We start from the raw sequence: 15,381 nt of genomic DNA, 5'->3' as shown, positions 1-15,381 counted from the left end.
GCAAAAGCTGTGCTGACTGACCCACCGCCATCGGGAGCAAGCCCCCTCCCACATTTTTTAAATGCATTGCAAATTTCGAGCATAAAAAAACGCCGACGCTGTAGTAGCCGTCGGCGTTCAAACCTTGAAGGGGGTTTGGTCTACATCAGAACGCAGGCAGTACCGCGCCGTTGTACTTCTTCTCGATGAAGGCTTTGACTTCCGGGCTGGTCAGGGCCTTGGAGAGTTTCTGGATAGCGTCGCTGTCCTTGTTGTCCGGGCGCGCCACCAGGAAGTTCACGTAGGGCGAGTCGGAGCTTTCGATGATCAGCGCGTCCTTGGCTGGGTTGAGGCCAGCTTCCAGAGCGTAGTTGGTGTTGATCAGGTCCAGGTCAACTTCTTTGAGCACGCGTGGCAGCAAGGCCGATTCCAGCTCCTTGAACTTGAGGTTCTTGGGGTTGCTGGCGATGTCTTTTGGCGTGGCCAGGGCATTGGTCGGGTCTTTCAGGGTGATCAGACCGTTCTTCTGCAGCAGCAACAGGGCGCGGCCGCTGTTGGAGCCTTCATTCGGAATGGCGACAGTGGCGCCGTCTTTCAGGTCTTCGATTTTCTTGATCTTGCTCGAGTAACCGCCGAAGGGTTCAACGTGCACACCAACAACGGTCACCAGGTTGGTGCCTTTACCCTTGTTGAAGTTTTCCAGGTACGGCAGGGTCTGGAAGTAGTTGGCGTCCAGACGCTTCTCGGCAACTTGTACGTTTGGCTGTACGTAGTCGGTGAAGACTTTGATTTGCAGGTCCACGCCTTCTTTGGCCAGGACTGGCTTGACCAGTTCGAGAATCTCGGCGTGCGGCACCGGCGTTGCAGCCACTACCAGTTTCTCATTGGCCTGGGCCAGGCTTGCAGTCAGGGCAGCCGCCAGTGCGGTAAACAACAGAACCTTTTTCATGCAGTGTCCTTATCGAAATTCCGGGGCGTCTCTGACGACCGTTTTTATAGGGTGTGCCAGCGAAGTGCTATCGCGGCGTGGAAGGGACAATACCTAGTTTTTTTATTCCCGAACAATATCTTTTATTCACGTTGATATTCCATTTTGCTCATACAAGAATTTATGCAAGGTGTCCTGCTCGGCAGGGCTGGCAGCGGCGAAGATTCGCTGCACCTGTTCAAGGGGCGAGCCGGCCACTGGCAGGTTCAAATGCTCGGGCAAAATCTCGTCGCCGCTGCTGACCAGCAACGCAAAGTGAATAACGTTTTCCAACTCGCGGGTATTGCCCGGCCAACTGTGATGCTCCAGCACGCGCTGGGCCGCGTCGCTGATCAGCGGTACCGGCAGGTCAAGGCGCTGGCTGTAGATGCCGAGGAAATATTCGGCCAGGGACAAGATGTCGCCGACCCGCTCACGCAACGCCGGTAACTCCAATTGACCTTCATTCAGGTAGTGGAACAGGCGCTCGTGAAACTTGCCCGCCGCCACGGCCTGGGCCAGGTCGATGCTGGTGGCCGCCACCAGGCGCACGTCCACCGGGCTGGGCTGATGGGCGCCGACGCGGGTCACTTCGTGGTTTTCCAGCGCGGCCAGCAGCTTGACCTGGATCGGCAGCGGCAAGTCGCCGATCTCGTCCAGATACAAGGTGCCGCCATTGGCCGAGCCAAACCACCCGGCGCGACTGCTGGCCGCGCCACTGTGAGCGCCGGCGGCGTAGCCGAACAACTCGGCATCGGCGTAGGTCGGGCTGATGGCGCCACAATTGACCGAGACAAACAAGCCGGTGCGGTCGCTGCCCCGGTGGATATGCCGCGCGAGCAGCTCTTTACCGCTGCCGGTTTCGCCGCGAATCAATACGGGCAAGGCGCGCGGGGCGAGGTTTTCCAGGTCTTCGCGCAGCTGTCGCGAGCGCGGGTCAACAAACACCAGGGCCTTGGCACGGATGCTCAGCGGGCTTTTTTCGGCGTCGGGGAAGGTCAGCAACGGCTGGCCGAAGGTTTCATGACTCATGGCAGGCTCCCGCCCCAAATCCACTCAGGGACGGGGCGTTGAAAAAATGTCAGGCAGTACGCCGGGCGTGATGCTCAAGGCGGCTTTGCAGGCGATAGAGGTAAGCGAACCCCTGCTCCCAGCGCTGGTGGCCGGACTTCACATTGATATGGCCGGCGCCGGACAAAATGCCGGCCTCGGCCCCCCAGTTACGCGCCAGCTCCAGGGCCCTGGGGGCACTGACGGCACTGTCGTTGTCGGAACTGACCACCTGGCTGGGAAACGGCAGCAGGTGGGTCGGGATCGGTGCGAAGTTGCGCAAGGCGGGGGCACAGGCAGGGCGTTCAACGTCAGCCGGGGCCACCAGCAAGGCACCGCGCACCTGCCGCAGAAAGGGCAAGGGTGCGGTGGCGGCCCAATGGGCCACGGTGATGCAGCCCAGGCTATGCGCGATCAGAATCACCGGTGTGCTGTCGGCGGCGATCGCCTCGGCCAGCGCGGCCACCCAGTCTTCGCGGCGCGGGGTAAGCCAGTCGGCCTGCTCCACGCGCGCGCTGTTGGGCAGGCTGTTCTGCCAATGGCTTTGCCAATGATCTTCTGGCGATCCTTGCCAGCCCGGCACGATCAGATAACGAATCGACTCGCTGTGCATGGGTGTGCCCTCCTGCAGCGTTTAACGTTGCTGACCAGTATAGGGACGAGGGTTATATTCGTTAAGGAATAAGAAGCTATTTATTAATAACCAAAAACACAGATCCGTGTGAAATCAAACTGTGGGAGGGGGCTTGCTCCCGATGGCGGTGGGTCAGCCAAAGGTGTGCTGGCTGACAGACTGCAATCGGGGGCAAGCCCCCTCCCACATGGCCCTGATTTCATATTGAAGCGTCGTGGCGAGGCTCAAATCCCAGGCAAAAAAAAGGCCGCACCCTGCCAAGGAGACGGCCAAAAAATTGTCGAGGCTTGTAAAACTTAACGTGCAGTAATCACCGACAGCTTGGTAATCCCCGCGCGCTCAATAGACGCCATGGCTCGCGCCACTTCGCCGTAGTTCACTCCATCGTCAGCCTGCAGTTGCACCCGCACATCGGGGTCCTTGGCCTTGGCCGCCTGCAGGTTGAATTCCAGCAGGTCCGGCTGGATTTCGTCCTTGTTGATAAACAGTTTGCCGGCGCCATCGATGCTCACCACCAGCGGGTCTTTTTGCTCCACCGGGGCCACCGCCTCGGTCTTGGGCAGGTTGATCGGAATCGCGTTGGTCAGCAGCGGCGCGGTCACGATGAACACCACCAGCAGCACCAGCATCACGTCCACCAGCGGCGTGACGTTGATCTCGCTCAGTACCTCATCGCTGTCTTGCGTGGAGAAGGCCATCTCAGGACGCCTCCTTCACTTTTTGCGGGTTGCCGGCCGCATTTTTGCTCAGGGCCGGGTGCAGCAACACGCGGAACGAGTTCTTCTGCGCCAGGCTGTAGAAGTCGTGGGCAAAGTCGTCCAGGTCCGCAGCCGTGAGCTTCAGGCGACGCAGGAAATAGTTGTAGACCAGCACCGCAGGCACCGCGACGGCGATCCCCACACCGGTCGCGACCAGGGCCGCACCGATCGGGCCAGCCACGGTTTCCAGGCTGGCGGAACCGGCGGCGCTGATGCCCTTGAGCGCTTCCATGATCCCCCACACGGTGCCGAACAGGCCGATAAACGGCGAGGTGCTACCGATACTGGCAACCACGGCCAGGCCGGTTTCCAACGAGCGGCGCTCACGCACGATCTGCTGGCGCAGGGCGCGTTCGAGACGGTCCTGGTGGTTGATCGCCTGGCTCAGGTCGGCAGCGTGTGGGGTTTCACCCACCTGGATCGCGGCGTAACCGGCCTGGGCCACACGAGCAGCGGCGCCCGGTTGGGTTTCTGCCAGTTCAGCGGCCGAGTCGAGACTCGATGCCGCCCAGAACTGTTTATGGAACTTGCGATCCTGGGCCTTGAGGCGCCCGAACTGCACGCCCTTGAGCAGGGCCAGGCCCCACGTGGCAACCGAAAAGACCACCAGCAGCCAGATCACCGCGCTTTCGATGGATTCAAGTGGAGATGCTAATGCCATGATGTTTTCCCTCTGTACAGGTCGCGGCGTGTGCAACACACCGCAGCGCAATAGTTAGTGAATCTTGAAGTCGATCGGTACGCTGACCCAGCCGTTCTGGGCCACATCGCCCTGCTTGGCCGGCACAAAGCTCCACCGCTTCACGGCGGCCAGTGCGGCGTCATCGAGTTGCTGGCGACCGCTGCTTTTCTGGATCTGGATCTCGCCCGGCTTGCCGCTGGCCAGCACCTGCACGCGCAGCAACACGGTGCCTTCCCAACCTCGGCGCTGGGCCAGTGACGGGTACTCCGGCGCCGGGTTCTTTAGGTACGCCGCGTTGGCCGAAGCCGGTGTTACCGGGGCCGGCGCTGGCGGCGCAACGGGTGCAGGCGCCGGTGGTGCCGGTGTGGGTGGCGCGGGCGGCTGCTCGACCGGTTTCGGTGCAGGCTTGGGCTCAGGCTTTGGCACGGGCTTGGGTACTGGCTTGGGCTTAGGAATCGGTTTGGGCGGCGCCGGCTTGGCGGCCAACTCATCCACCACCGGGGGCGGTGGCTCGACCACAGGAGGCGGCGGCGGTGGCGGCACAGGCGGTGGCGGCTCCACGACCGGCGGCGCGGGCCGGGAAAATTCGATAGTCATTGGCGGAATTTCCGGCGGCACAATCGGCAGCACCGGCGTGGGCTTCTGGCTCACCCAATAAATCACCGCACCATGCAGGGCCAGTACCAGCAAACCCAGCAGAATCCCTTCGCGACGGCTGGAGAAACGCTTTGGCATCTTTTGCGTGCGCAACTGCCCCAACGGCGCGCGGTGCGGCCGGCCAAGGTCGACCAACTCACCACTCGGTGCCTGGCGCCATTGCGCCTCATGTGCACTGGCGGCGGTCTGGACTTTGCCCATTGATTCACTCCCTACGGTTTTGAAACAAAAAAACCGACAGGCCTGCGTGAAAGGCCGTCGAGGGCTGAATCATCGGGGCCAGACGCTTATCTCTTAAAGTAATCTTTATGGTTATGTATAGATCCAAAGCGAATAAACAAACCTGCCGCAAACGCCAAAGCCGCGTTCTGCCTGGCCTGGCGCCAAACCGCAGATTTTCGATGCTTTAAAGGCATAAAAAATATTCGTTCCAGGCATGGTTTTTTGTGGTCTGTCGGCAGCCTTGGCATCAGACAAATCCCAAGCAAACCGCAAAAGGTGATTTCACCGTACGCCACCTTGGAACCCCTCCCCACCATGGACCACCAACGATTCGATACGGCGAGCCTGATAGCGCGTCGGCACCCTTTCGAAAATGCACCTGACAGCTCCTGGTAATGGGAGGCCGCACAGGACTGGAGAGCCCATGAATATCCCCCCTCGACTCAGCAATACCTCGACAGATTACCTAGCCCACACGCCCTCAGCCGACACCCAGCGTCTTGCCCCCCAAGCTCCAATGCTCCGTCAAGCGCCTCCCACGCTGAGCGATGCACAGAACTCGGCGTCCACTACGACGGCGCGCGGTGCTGAAAATGCAGACATGGACACAGCGCTGAACAGCATCATGGACGCACTCAGTTCGTTGTTGGGAAACATCAAGCAACTGGTGGCCCAGTTGAGTCCTAAGAAGACCGAGCCAAACACTCCCGCCCCCATCCCAGCCAACCCCAGATATGAGCCCCACACCGCAAAGCCCTACTCACAAACAGCGCTTGTAGATGGCTTCAGGCAACAGCGAGGCACCATGAATTGCGTGACCGTCGCGGGGATAAAGGCGGCCATGCAGCGGTTCGGCGGCCCCAATGAAATTTACTCGTCCGTACAAAAAACCCCGGACGGGTATGACATCTCAATGCGGGACAACCCCAACCGTATATTCCATGTGACAAATGAGGAGATCGACGAAGCAACCCAGAAATCCGGGTTCACCGGCAACAACGAGAAAATGCTCAAGGAAGCCAACTTCATGTACGCCGTCAGTGCCAAACGGGCACAGTTTGAAAACAATGATGGCCGTGCATCCGAGAGTTTCTCTGCAGCGCTGGCGACGCTGGACAGCTGGGAGCACACCCACGAAGGGCTGTACCGCTTGGGTCTAAAAAACTACGTCGAGCAGACCAGCGCAATAGATTTGGCCAACGGCGCGCCAGGGGTTATGGCCAGCGATAACCATGTCTACACAGTGCTCAATGGCAGAAAAGACGACTACGGTACTTTGGGCTACAGGCCTGCCCCATGGGACAGCGCCTTGAAGTTGCGTTAACGCGTGCTGCGGCACGCGCGGGTGTGGTTATTTTTAATGTCGCAATACCCGAGAGTTGGCCATACTTCACGCCTCTTTTGCGCAGCCGACAGGTCCAGCATGACGCTTAACCCTTCATTCACGGGCAGACTCGCCGGCTGGGGACTGCTGGTGGTCCTGGGCCTCAACCTGCGACCGATCCTCAGTTCCATCAGCCCGTTACTCGGCGAGATTCGCCAGGCCACCGGCCTGAGTTTCCAGAGCAGCGCCTTGCTCACCAGCCTGCCGGTGGTGTGCATGGGCCTGGTGGCGTTGGTGGGCGTGCGCGTGGAGGCGCGGCTGGGTGAGCGACGCGGCATTGCATTAGGCCTGATGATGATTCTGCTGGCCTGCCTGGCGCGCTGGCTGATGGGCCAGGCGTCGGCGCTGCTGGTCACGGCGTTGCTCGGCGGTGCCGGGGTGGCGCTGATCCAAGCCTTGGTGCCGGCGATGATCAAGCGTGAGTTCAATCACCGCGTGCCGGTGGCGATGGGCGTGTACTCGGCCTCGCTGATGGCCGGTGGCGGGCTGGCGGCGCTGCTCAGCCCGGTGGTGGCCACGCATTTCCAGCAATGGCAGGCAGGCCTGGGGGTATGGCTGCTGCCTGCGCTGGGGGCGTTGCTGCTGTGGGCGTGGCTGCCGCTGGGTGCGGCGAAAAACCCACAGGTGGTGCCTGCGTTCCAGGGCCTGCGCAACCGTCGCGCGTGGCTGCTGGCGCTGTATTTCGGCCTGGTCAACTGCGGCTACATGAGCATGGTGGCGTGGTTGCCGGCCTACTATCAGCAACTGGGCTGGGGCGTACTGCCCAGCGGCTCGTTGCTGGCGTTCATGACCATCTTCCAGGTGATCGCCGCGCTGTTGATGCCGGTGCTGGCGCAACGCGGGATCGACCGTCGCCCCCTGCTCGCCATCAGCCTGCTGGCGCAGACCGTGGGTTACCTCGGCCTGATCCTCGCACCGCAGGAATTTCCCCACCTCTGGGTAGCCTTGTGCGGCTTCGGCCTGGGCGCGTGCTTTGCACTGAGCCTGCTGCTGACCCTCGACCACCATCGCGACCCTCGCCAGGCCGGGCAACTGGCGGCCTTTGTGCAGGGCGTGGGTTTCTTGATCAATGCGATTTCGCCGTGGCTGACCGGCTGGCTGCGCGAGCTGACCGGCAGTTTCGTCAGCGCCTGGGTGGTGCTGACGGTGACGGTGGTGGCGATGCTGGTGGTCACCCGCGTGTTCAGCCCGACGACTTATCGCACGGCACCGGCTCTATAGATATGCAATTAAGGTCTAGATAAAACACTCAAGCTTCGTTGACGGAATAAGCAGCCCCCTTAAAATCCCGGTTCTTCTACAGGATGCCGGGCACACCATGGACCTTCGCCAACTGCGCTACTTCATCGCGCTCAACGAGCATCGCAGTTTCGTGCGCGCGGCCGATGCCATGGGCATCACGCAGCCGGCATTCAGCCGCAGTATCCAGGGCCTGGAACAGGAATTGGGCTGCGTGCTGGTGGACCGCGCGAACAAGGACCTGCGCCCCACCCCTGAAGGCCAGGTGGTGCTGCAACATGCCCTGAGCCTGGTGCAAGGTGCGGCGCTGCTCAGCCATGAAGTCACGCGCATGACCAAACTCGACGCCGGCGAAGTGCGTTTTGGCAGCGATGCGGTGGCCGCCGTCAACCTGGTGCCGCAGGCCATGGCGCGGTTCATCACGGCCTACCCCAAGGTGCGCAGCGTGTTGCAGGTGGATAACTGGGAAAAGCTTGGGCGCAGCCTGAACCGCGAAGAGATCGAATTCTTTATCGCCGATGTGCGCCACTTCGAAGCCGATCCGAACTTCCAGACCCAGGCCCTGACGCCCCGTCGCAGTGTATTTTTCTGCCGCGCCGGGCACCCGCTGCTGGCCAAGGACAGCCTGTCCACCAACGACCTGTTCAGCTACCCACTGGCCGCGCCCTTGATCGCGCCGGGCATTCGCAAATTGCTGGCTAACCTGAGTGGGCGCATCGACTTTGCGCCCGCTATCGAGGTTGAGCAGTTTGCCGCGCTGGCGACCATCGTGCAGCAGTCCGACGTTATCGGCCTGGGCGCCGAAGACGCTTTCGGCGAGGGCTTCGCCAGCGGCAAACTGCAGGTGCTGCACTGGCGCAACCTGCCCCATGCGCTGGAAAGCTTGAGCAACCGCTGTGGGGTGATCAGCCGCGCTGGGGGGCGTTTGTCGCCTGCGGCGAAGGCATTGATAGAGACCCTTCTGGCGGTGGAAAACCCAGCCGATTGGCCCGCGCAAACGTCCCGAAATCATTGAAGCGCACGCCCATCTCGGCCATGACTGTATGCGCCACTTTGGCCGTCATCTGGCGGATATAAAACGGCTCCTTCACCACAAAGTGATGGATACCGTGGGTGCTGCCGAAGTTGAAGCAGAACGCCTGTAACGGCCACATCCACCAAGGGTTGAGCACTTGGGTTTGCTGGATCACATTGCCCAGTTCCACATCACCGTAGTAGTGCATGTTGGAGCTGACAAAGTGCAGGCAAAACGTGCGCAGCACGTTGGGGCCGATGATCACCACGGCGGCGATGTCAATCACCTGCATCATCTGCAAGGTGCCGGCCGACCAGTCGATGGGCGCGCCCATCAGGCCGGCGATGCCGTTGGCCGCGTGAAAGCCAAGGAAGATGTACCAGGCGCCCCAGTGCAGCAGCGCCAGCGGCGCGTACACCAGCAGCGAGCGTTTGAGGATCTTGAATTTGTGCCCCCAGGTCTTGGCGCGCAGCATGCGGATAAACGCCGACATCACGTTATCGCCGACCATCAACAACCGTGCAAAACCCCACGGTTCGCCATTGGTGATCGCGCGCTCTTCCATATCGGTTTCAGTGCCCGACACCTTGTGATGGTTGAGATGCAGGTGCCGGCGGATCCACGGGTTGATGGTGCTCGGCCGCGCGATCCACACCAGACCCATCATCAGGTTGTGGGGCAGGCGCTGCTTGCGAAAGTACATGCTGTGGATCAGGTCATGTTCCAGTTCATGGGTCAGTGACGCGAAAAACGCATTGAGCAACAGGCACGCCCACCAGGCCATATGGCCGGTGATATACAGCGCCGCCGAACCCAGCATGCCCAGCAGGGCAAAGGCCAGGATGCCCGCGCCCAACGCGTCCTGGTGCAGCAGCCAGGGGTGCTGCTGGCGCAGGCGCACGCCTTCGGCCAGCACCACTTCACGGATATGCGCCGAACGCTGCTGCGCGTTCATCTGCTGGGGACTTGCAGAAGTACCGTCCATGCTTCCATCCTCTGGTTATCGAGGCTTCCATCCTGCACCAGGCCCACGTGCAGCCTGCTAGCCCCACACGCCAACCTGTTGACCGCAAGCGCCAATCGTCATGACCGAACCCACTTCCCTCGCCAGCTGGACCCGCGCCCTGCGCAAGCAACTCGACGCCCTGGGCCTCGACAGTGCCGCGCTGTGCGCCCAGGCCGGGCTCGACGCGCAGCAGATGGACGACCCGAACGCGCGCTACCCGTTGTCGGCGACCACGCGCCTGTGGGAACTGGCGGTGCAGGCCAGCGGCGATCCGGCGATTGGTTTGCGCGTGTCGCGGTTTGTCAGCCCCACCACGTTTCACGCGCTGGGCTATGCCTTGGTCGCCAGCGGCAGCCTGCGAGAAGTGTTCGAGCGCATCGTGCGCTATCACCAAGTGGTCAGCGATGCGCTGACGCTGGAGCTTGTGCGGGACGGCGAGCGGTACCGCTTCCGCTTGCTGCAACCGCCGGGCAGCCCGGCACCGGCGCTGGAAGCCATCGACGCCTTTGCCGCGATCTATGTGCGCACCTGCCGCAATCGCCTGGGCCGCGATTACGCGCCGCTGGCGGTGTACCTGCGCCGACCGCAACCGGCCGACCCCACGCCGTGGCACACAGTGTTTCGCGCACCGGTGTTCTTTGCCGCCGAGGAAGACCGGATTGAATTTGCCGCCCAGGATTTCGACAGCCACCTGGACGACGCCAACCCAGAGCTGGCCGAGCACAACGAAACGGTGCTCAAGCGCACCCTGGCCCAACTGCAACCGCTGACGTGGGAGCGCAAGGTGCGCGGTGTGATCGAGGCGCAATTGCCCGACGGCGAGCCGAGTGCGGAACGGGTCGCCCAGGCCTTGCACTTGAGCCTGCGCAGTTTGCAACGGCACTTGGCGGATGAGGGGTGTCGGTTTGATGCACTTCTGAATGAGTGCCGGCAGAACCTGGCACTGCTGCATTTGCGGGATCCGCAGTGCTCATTGGCTGAGATTAGTCATCTGTTGGGGTTTGCTGATACCAGCAGCTTTAACCGCGCGTTCAAGCGTTGGACGGGGATGACGCCGGGGCAGTTTCGGGATGGGTTGCGGTAGGTGGATTTGTGGTGATTGTGAGGGCCTCATCGGGAGCAAGTCGAATCGTCGCACCGCCCCTCCCACATTTGAATGTATTCACAAATCAAAATGGGGGAAGGGGCTTGCCCAATAGCTCAGGCACCAGACCTTCCAGATCAATCAGCGCCCCCGATCCCGCCGCAAAACCTTCTTCACCCGCATCACCAGGGCCTTGGCCTCAAACGGCTTGAGCAAATAATCGTCCTCATGCAGCTCCAGCCCACGCAAGCGATCTTCAATCCCGCCCGGCGAGGTCAAAAACAACAGCGGTGTATCGCCCTTCTGCCGAATGGCCTGCTGCAGTTTCCAGGCATTCAGGCCGGGCAGCATGACATCCAGGATCACCAGCTCATACTCGTTACCTTCGACAAACCGCTGCGCCGCCATGCCGTTGGCCGCGACCTCTACGGTGTAGCCGGCCTCGTTCAAGCCCTGGGCCATCCGCTGTGCCTCGTCGGTTTCATGTTCCACTAGCAGCACGCGCATAACACACCTCGATTGATCAGGCCTGCAGGCTACCACCCTCAGGTATGCGCCGCCTGCCGGAGCCGCTGTACATCGATGATTTCAATCTCGCCATAGCCCAGGCGCACGATGCCTTGGGCCTGCAGGTCCTTGAGCAAGACATTGGTGGTCTGGCGCGACAGGTTCAACATCGCCGCCAGGTCTTCCTGGGGTAACTGCAACATACGCTTGGCCGGTTCGGTATCGCCGTAGCCCTCGACGATCATCAACAAGCGGTGGGCCAAGCGCACCGTGGCCGGCATCAGGCTGAGCTGTTCGAGGCCGATAAAACTCAGGCGCAACTTCTGGCTCATCAACAATGCCAGGTCGCGCCAGTAGTGCGGGCTGCCAGCGAGGATGTTCAGCATCGCCTGCTGCGGCACCTGCAACAGCGTGCACGGCCCCACTGCGCAGGCGTCGTGGGTGCGCGGCAAGCCGTCGAACAGGCAAATCTCGCCGAACCAGTAGGGCGGTTCCACCAGGCTCAGTACTGCCTCCTTGCCCTGATCGTTCACCGCACTGACGCGCAGCGCGCCGTCGAGCACCGCATACAGGCCACAGGGCGGATCGCCGCGCTTGAACAGGTATTGCCCCGCCGTCAGCTGCCGCTGCCGCGCGTGGGCCAGCAAGCTATGCTGAAAGGGTTCGGGCAGGTGGCTGAACCAGTGACCGGTGGCCAGTTGGGCGTGCCATTGCTCTGCATCCATGAGAACTCCTCAGATTGTCGCCCATCTGACAGTTGGTCACAGGCTGACAGGGCATGATCAAACATCCTACAGGAGGAATAACAATGAAAAGCCTCGTCGACCACCTCGGTCAATACGCCGCCTACCACCGCGACCCGCGCAATATCGCCAGCCACTTTATCGGCATCCCCTTGATTGTGGTGGCCGTGGCGGTGCTGCTGTCACGCCCTGAATGGACGTTAGGCGGCGTCTGGATTTCACCTGCGGTGATTGTCGCGCTGTTGTCGGCGTGGTTTTACCTGCGCCTGGAACTGGCGCTGGGCGTGCTGATGAGCGTGCTGATGGGCCTCTCGGTGTGGGCCGGGCACGTGCTGGCGGCGCAGAGCACCCTGGTGTGGCTGAGCAGCGGCATCGGCATGTTTGTGGTGGGCTGGGTGATTCAGTTTGTCGGGCATTACTACGAAGGCAAGAAACCCGCGTTCGTGGATGACGTATCGGGGCTGATCGTAGGGCCGCTGTTTGTGGTGGCGGAGCTGGCGTTTCTGCTGGGGCTGCGCCAAGGGCTCAAGCAGCAGATTGAGCAGCGCTCGGGGCCAGTAGCGCGCCGCGATCTAACGCCAAGCAAAGTCTAAATGTGGGAGGGGGCTTGCCCCCGATGAGGGTGGATCAGTCAATAAATCTGTGACTGACACACCGCTATCGGGAGCAAGCCCCCTCCCACATTGACCCCATTTCAACATTTGGTGTTGCGGTGCGCTTAGGCTTTTTGCCAGACCTTGGGTTTGAAGAACAGGGTCTCGCCACGGGCCAATCCGGTGAGGCTGTCATGGTCCTTCACCACTTCGGCCTCGATCAGATCAGTCTGGCCTTCAACCTTCAGCGTCACTCGTGTGGTAGCGCCCAGCGGCCGGATATCACGCACCTCGGCCGCATGGTGATCTTCCAGCTCATGGCGCGACAACGACACTTCGTGCGGACGGAACAGCACGTGATTGTCCTCGCCCAAATGCAGGCGGTTGGAGTCACCGAGGAAGTGGTACACAAAATCGCTGGCCGGGTTTTCGTAGACTTCACCCGGTGAGCCGATCTGCTCGATCACGCCCTTGTTCATCACCACGATACGGTCGGCGACTTCCATGGCCTCTTCCTGGTCGTGGGTCACGAACACCGAGGTCAGGTTGATGTCTTCGTGCAGGCGGGCCAACCAGCGGCGCAGCTCTTTACGCACCTTGGCGTCGAGGGCGCCGAAGGGCTCGTCCAGCAGCAGCACCTTGGGCTCTACCGCCAGGGCGCGGGCCAGGGCGATGCGCTGGCGCTGGCCACCGGAGAGCTGCTCCGGGTAGCGGTCCGACAGCCAGTCCAGTTGCACCATGTTCAGCAGCTCATGCACCTTGACCGCGATCTGGCTTTCGTTCGGGCGCTGGTTTTTCGGCTTCATGCGCAGGCCGAACGCGACGTTGTCGAACACAGTCATGTGGCGGAACAACGCGTAGTGCTGGAACACAAACCCAACGTTGCGATCCCGCACGTCGTGGCCGGACACGTCTTCACCGTGGAACACGATGCTGCCGTCATCCGGGGTTTCCAGGCCGGCAATGATGCGCAGCAAGGTGGTTTTGCCGCAGCCGGACGGGCCGAGCAACGCCACCAGCTCGCCACTCTGGATGTCCAGGTTGATGCTGTTCAGGGCCTTGAAGGCGTTGAAATTCTTGCTGACATTACGAACTTCGATCGACATGACTTATTCCTCAGCCGCACCGGCGCGCAGGCGGTTAATACGGTTCTCGCTCCACTGCTTGAGCAGCAGGATGAAGAGCGCCAGGATCAGCAGCAGACTCGCCACCGCAAACGCGGCAACGTGGTTGTATTCGTTGTAGAGAATCTCGACGTGCAGCGGCAAGGTATTGGTCACGCCGCGAATGTGGCCGGACACCACCGACACCGCGCCGAACTCACCCATCGCCCGTGCGGTACACAGCACCACGCCGTAGATCAGGCCCCATTTGATGTTCGGCACGGTCACGTGCCAGAACATCTGCCAGCCATTGGCGCCCAGCAGGCGCGCGGCCTCTTCTTCCTGGGTGCCCTGCTCCTGCATCAGCGGGATCAGTTCACGGGCCACGAACGGCACGGTCACAAAGATGGTCGCGAGCACGATGCCGGGCAAGGCGAACACGATCTGGATGTCATGTTCCTGCAGCCAGGGGCCAAACAGGCCCTGGGCGCCGAACATCAGCACGTAGACCAGACCCGCGATCACCGGCGACACCGAGAACGGCAGGTCGATCAGCGTCACCAGGATGCTCTTGCCACGGAACGAGTACTTGCTCACGCACCAGGCGGCGCTGACCCCGAACACCACGTTGAGCGGCACCGAGATCACCACGGCGATCACCGTGAGCTTGAGCGCCGACAACGCGTCGGGTTCGAGGATCGCGGTGAAGAACGCGCCGAGGCCGTTCTTCAAGCCCTGGGACACCACGATAAACAGCGGCAGCAGCAGGAACAGGAAGAACACCAGCCAGCCAAGGCCGATCAGGATACGTCGCGACACCGCGCTGCCACGCCGGGCAGCGTTGGCCGAGGACGCGGCGGAAATAGACGATTGGGACATGTTCCGCGCCTCCTTATGGACGTTCGATGCGCCGCTGCAACAAGTTGATCAGCAGCAGCAAGACAAAGGAAACCACCAGCATCAGCACGCCAATGGAGGTGGCACCGCGGTAGTCGTATTGGTCGAGCTTGACCATGATCAGTAGCGGCAGGATCTCGGTTTTCATCGGCATGTTGCCGGCGATGAAAATCACCGAGCCGTACTCACCCACGCCACGGGCAAACGCCAATGCGAAGCCGGTCAACCAGGCAGGCAGCAAGGCCGGCACGAGGATATAGCGGAACACCTGCAACGGCTTGGCGCCCAGGCAGGCAGCGGCTTCTTCGACTTCGCGGGGGATATCCGCGAGAACCGGCTGCACCGTACGCACCACGAATGGCAGCGTGACGAAGGTCAGCGCCAGCGTGATGCCCAGCGGGCTATAGGCGATCTTGAAGCCCAGGTCAGCGGCGAACTGGCCGACCAGGCCGGTGGGCGTGTACAACGCGGTCAGCGCGATACCGGCCACCGCCGTGGGCAGGGCGAACGGCAGGTCGATCATCGCGTCGATGATCTTGCGGCCGGGGAAGGTGTAGCGCACCAGCACCCAGGCCAGCAGCGTGCCGATCACGCCATTGATCAGCGCGGCGTAGAGCGCAGTGCTGAAGCTCAGTTTCAACGCCGCCAACACACGCGGTGCGGAGATGATGTTCCAGAACTGATCCCAGGTAAGTTGAGCGGCGTGTACAAACATCGCCGCGAGGGGGATGAGTACGATCAGGCTGAGGTACACCACGGTGTAGCCCAGCGTCAGCCCGAAGCCGGGTATGACGGGGGAAATACGACGCGACATAAGAGTCCTTGGTTAAAAGGTAGAAACCACTGCAGGAGCACGCCACA

The 15,381-nt window shown here is 61.5% G+C and carries 17 protein-coding genes; 5 read left to right on the top strand and 12 right to left on the bottom strand.

Features of this window, described 5'->3' with window-relative positions; all coding sequences use genetic code 11:
* Nucleotides 1-145: 145 nt before the first annotated feature.
* The 6 genes from GIW02_RS25615 to GIW02_RS25590 form a co-directional block, all read right to left on the bottom strand.
* Entirely contained in the window at nt 146-928 is a 783-nt protein-coding gene (locus tag GIW02_RS25615; RefSeq protein WP_236410848.1) for a MetQ/NlpA family ABC transporter substrate-binding protein, read from the bottom strand.
* 126 nt (nt 929-1,054) lie between these two features.
* Nucleotides 1,055-1,978: a sigma 54-interacting transcriptional regulator gene (locus tag GIW02_RS25610; RefSeq protein WP_236410849.1), complete on the bottom strand. Its 924-nt coding sequence runs from the start codon at nt 1,976-1,978 to the stop codon at nt 1,055-1,057.
* Nucleotides 1,979-2,027: 49 nt separating this feature from the next.
* Nucleotides 2,028-2,609, bottom strand: coding sequence for an alpha/beta hydrolase (locus tag GIW02_RS25605; RefSeq protein ID WP_236410850.1), 582 nt, complete (start codon nt 2,607-2,609; stop codon nt 2,028-2,030).
* Between the two features lie 317 nt (nt 2,610-2,926).
* Nucleotides 2,927-3,328, bottom strand: coding sequence for an ExbD/TolR family protein (locus tag GIW02_RS25600; RefSeq protein ID WP_010565408.1), 402 nt, complete (start codon nt 3,326-3,328; stop codon nt 2,927-2,929).
* 1 nt (nt 3,329) lies between these two features.
* Nucleotides 3,330-4,052, bottom strand: a complete 723-nt coding sequence (locus GIW02_RS25595; protein WP_236410883.1) for a MotA/TolQ/ExbB proton channel family protein — start codon at nt 4,050-4,052, stop codon at nt 3,330-3,332.
* Nucleotides 4,053-4,103: 51 nt separating this feature from the next.
* Nucleotides 4,104-4,928 carry an energy transducer TonB gene (locus GIW02_RS25590; protein ID WP_236410851.1) on the bottom strand — a complete coding sequence of 275 codons (825 nt, stop codon included), beginning with the start codon at nt 4,926-4,928 and terminating at the stop codon, nt 4,104-4,106.
* Nucleotides 4,929-5,373: 445 nt separating this feature from the next.
* Between GIW02_RS25590 and GIW02_RS25585 the strand changes: the two genes are divergently transcribed.
* The 3 genes from GIW02_RS25585 (at nt 5,374) to GIW02_RS25575 (ending at nt 8,587) form a co-directional block, all read left to right on the top strand.
* The gene (locus GIW02_RS25585; protein ID WP_236410852.1) at nt 5,374-6,273 is read left to right on the top strand and encodes a hypothetical protein; all 900 of its coding nucleotides are present in this window, start codon (nt 5,374-5,376) and stop codon (nt 6,271-6,273) included.
* A gap of 99 nt (nt 6,274-6,372) precedes the next feature.
* The gene (locus tag GIW02_RS25580; RefSeq protein WP_236410853.1) at nt 6,373-7,554 is read left to right on the top strand and encodes a CynX/NimT family MFS transporter; all 1,182 of its coding nucleotides are present in this window, start codon (nt 6,373-6,375) and stop codon (nt 7,552-7,554) included.
* Nucleotides 7,555-7,651: 97 nt separating this feature from the next.
* Nucleotides 7,652-8,587 (top strand): LysR family transcriptional regulator, encoded by a 936-nt coding sequence (locus GIW02_RS25575; protein WP_236410854.1) that lies wholly within the window; start codon nt 7,652-7,654, stop codon nt 8,585-8,587.
* On the opposite strand, the gene GIW02_RS25570 is transcribed toward GIW02_RS25575, so the two are convergent.
* Complete coding sequence (locus tag GIW02_RS25570; protein WP_236410855.1) at nt 8,478-9,572, bottom strand: fatty acid desaturase; 1,095 nt, start codon at nt 9,570-9,572, stop codon at nt 8,478-8,480. The two genes, GIW02_RS25575 and GIW02_RS25570, sit on opposite strands and share 110 nt — an antisense overlap.
* Nucleotides 9,573-9,672: 100 nt before the next feature.
* Here GIW02_RS25570 and GIW02_RS25565 point away from each other — a divergent pair, with 100 nt between their 5' ends.
* Nucleotides 9,673-10,677, top strand: a complete 1,005-nt coding sequence (locus GIW02_RS25565) for an AraC family transcriptional regulator (protein WP_236410856.1) — start codon at nt 9,673-9,675, stop codon at nt 10,675-10,677.
* 141 nt (nt 10,678-10,818) lie between these two features.
* Here GIW02_RS25565 and GIW02_RS25560 read toward each other — a convergent pair whose 3' ends face one another.
* Both GIW02_RS25560 and GIW02_RS25555 read right to left on the bottom strand, forming a co-directional pair.
* Nucleotides 10,819-11,184: a response regulator gene (locus GIW02_RS25560; RefSeq protein WP_236410857.1), complete on the bottom strand. Its 366-nt coding sequence runs from the start codon at nt 11,182-11,184 to the stop codon at nt 10,819-10,821.
* 38 nt (nt 11,185-11,222) lie between these two features.
* Nucleotides 11,223-11,909, bottom strand: a complete 687-nt coding sequence (locus GIW02_RS25555) for a Crp/Fnr family transcriptional regulator (protein ID WP_236410858.1) — start codon at nt 11,907-11,909, stop codon at nt 11,223-11,225.
* Nucleotides 11,910-11,992: 83 nt separating this feature from the next.
* Here GIW02_RS25555 and GIW02_RS25550 point away from each other — a divergent pair, with 83 nt between their 5' ends.
* Complete coding sequence (locus GIW02_RS25550) at nt 11,993-12,520, top strand: Mpo1-like protein (RefSeq protein WP_236410859.1); 528 nt, start codon at nt 11,993-11,995, stop codon at nt 12,518-12,520.
* Between the two features lie 125 nt (nt 12,521-12,645).
* On the opposite strand, the gene GIW02_RS25545 is transcribed toward GIW02_RS25550, so the two are convergent.
* Genes GIW02_RS25545 through cysT form a run of 3 tightly spaced genes read right to left on the bottom strand, consistent with a single transcriptional unit; the run spans nt 12,646 to nt 15,334 of the window.
* Entirely contained in the window at nt 12,646-13,626 is a 981-nt protein-coding gene (locus GIW02_RS25545) for a sulfate ABC transporter ATP-binding protein (protein ID WP_236410860.1), read from the bottom strand.
* A gap of 3 nt (nt 13,627-13,629) precedes the next feature.
* Nucleotides 13,630-14,502 carry a sulfate ABC transporter permease subunit CysW gene (gene cysW / locus GIW02_RS25540; protein WP_236410861.1) on the bottom strand — a complete coding sequence of 291 codons (873 nt, stop codon included), beginning with the start codon at nt 14,500-14,502 and terminating at the stop codon, nt 13,630-13,632.
* A 13-nt stretch (nt 14,503-14,515) separates the two neighbouring features.
* The gene (cysT, locus tag GIW02_RS25535) at nt 14,516-15,334 is read right to left on the bottom strand and encodes a sulfate ABC transporter permease subunit CysT (RefSeq protein ID WP_024072742.1); all 819 of its coding nucleotides are present in this window, start codon (nt 15,332-15,334) and stop codon (nt 14,516-14,518) included.
* Between the last annotated feature and the right edge of the window lie 47 nt (nt 15,335-15,381).

The sequence above is a fragment of the Pseudomonas syringae genome, assembly GCF_021606685.1.
In the GTDB taxonomy this organism is placed as follows: domain Bacteria; phylum Pseudomonadota; class Gammaproteobacteria; order Pseudomonadales; family Pseudomonadaceae; genus Aquipseudomonas; species Aquipseudomonas syringae_R.
This window is presented reverse-complemented; position numbering and strand designations above follow the sequence as displayed.

Coding starts and splice junctions, on each gene's coding strand:
- GIW02_RS25590 (WP_236410851.1), bottom strand. CDS start 4,928: ATGGGCAAAGTCCAGACCGCCGCCAGTGCACATGAGGCGCAATGGCGC.
- GIW02_RS25585 (WP_236410852.1), top strand. CDS start 5,374: ATGAATATCCCCCCTCGACTCAGCAATACCTCGACAGATTACCTAGCC.
- GIW02_RS25605 (WP_236410850.1), bottom strand. CDS start 2,609: ATGCACAGCGAGTCGATTCGTTATCTGATCGTGCCGGGCTGGCAAGGA.
- cysT (WP_024072742.1), bottom strand. CDS start 15,334: ATGTCGCGTCGTATTTCCCCCGTCATACCCGGCTTCGGGCTGACGCTG.
- GIW02_RS25550 (WP_236410859.1), top strand. CDS start 11,993: ATGAAAAGCCTCGTCGACCACCTCGGTCAATACGCCGCCTACCACCGC.
- GIW02_RS25615 (WP_236410848.1), bottom strand. CDS start 928: ATGAAAAAGGTTCTGTTGTTTACCGCACTGGCGGCTGCCCTGACTGCA.
- GIW02_RS25555 (WP_236410858.1), bottom strand. CDS start 11,909: ATGGATGCAGAGCAATGGCACGCCCAACTGGCCACCGGTCACTGGTTC.
- GIW02_RS25565 (WP_236410856.1), top strand. CDS start 9,673: ATGACCGAACCCACTTCCCTCGCCAGCTGGACCCGCGCCCTGCGCAAG.
- cysW (WP_236410861.1), bottom strand. CDS start 14,502: ATGTCCCAATCGTCTATTTCCGCCGCGTCCTCGGCCAACGCTGCCCGG.
- GIW02_RS25580 (WP_236410853.1), top strand. CDS start 6,373: ATGACGCTTAACCCTTCATTCACGGGCAGACTCGCCGGCTGGGGACTG.
- GIW02_RS25610 (WP_236410849.1), bottom strand. CDS start 1,978: ATGAGTCATGAAACCTTCGGCCAGCCGTTGCTGACCTTCCCCGACGCC.
- GIW02_RS25600 (WP_010565408.1), bottom strand. CDS start 3,328: ATGGCCTTCTCCACGCAAGACAGCGATGAGGTACTGAGCGAGATCAAC.
- GIW02_RS25570 (WP_236410855.1), bottom strand. CDS start 9,572: ATGGACGGTACTTCTGCAAGTCCCCAGCAGATGAACGCGCAGCAGCGT.
- GIW02_RS25575 (WP_236410854.1), top strand. CDS start 7,652: ATGGACCTTCGCCAACTGCGCTACTTCATCGCGCTCAACGAGCATCGC.
- GIW02_RS25560 (WP_236410857.1), bottom strand. CDS start 11,184: ATGCGCGTGCTGCTAGTGGAACATGAAACCGACGAGGCACAGCGGATG.
- GIW02_RS25545 (WP_236410860.1), bottom strand. CDS start 13,626: ATGTCGATCGAAGTTCGTAATGTCAGCAAGAATTTCAACGCCTTCAAG.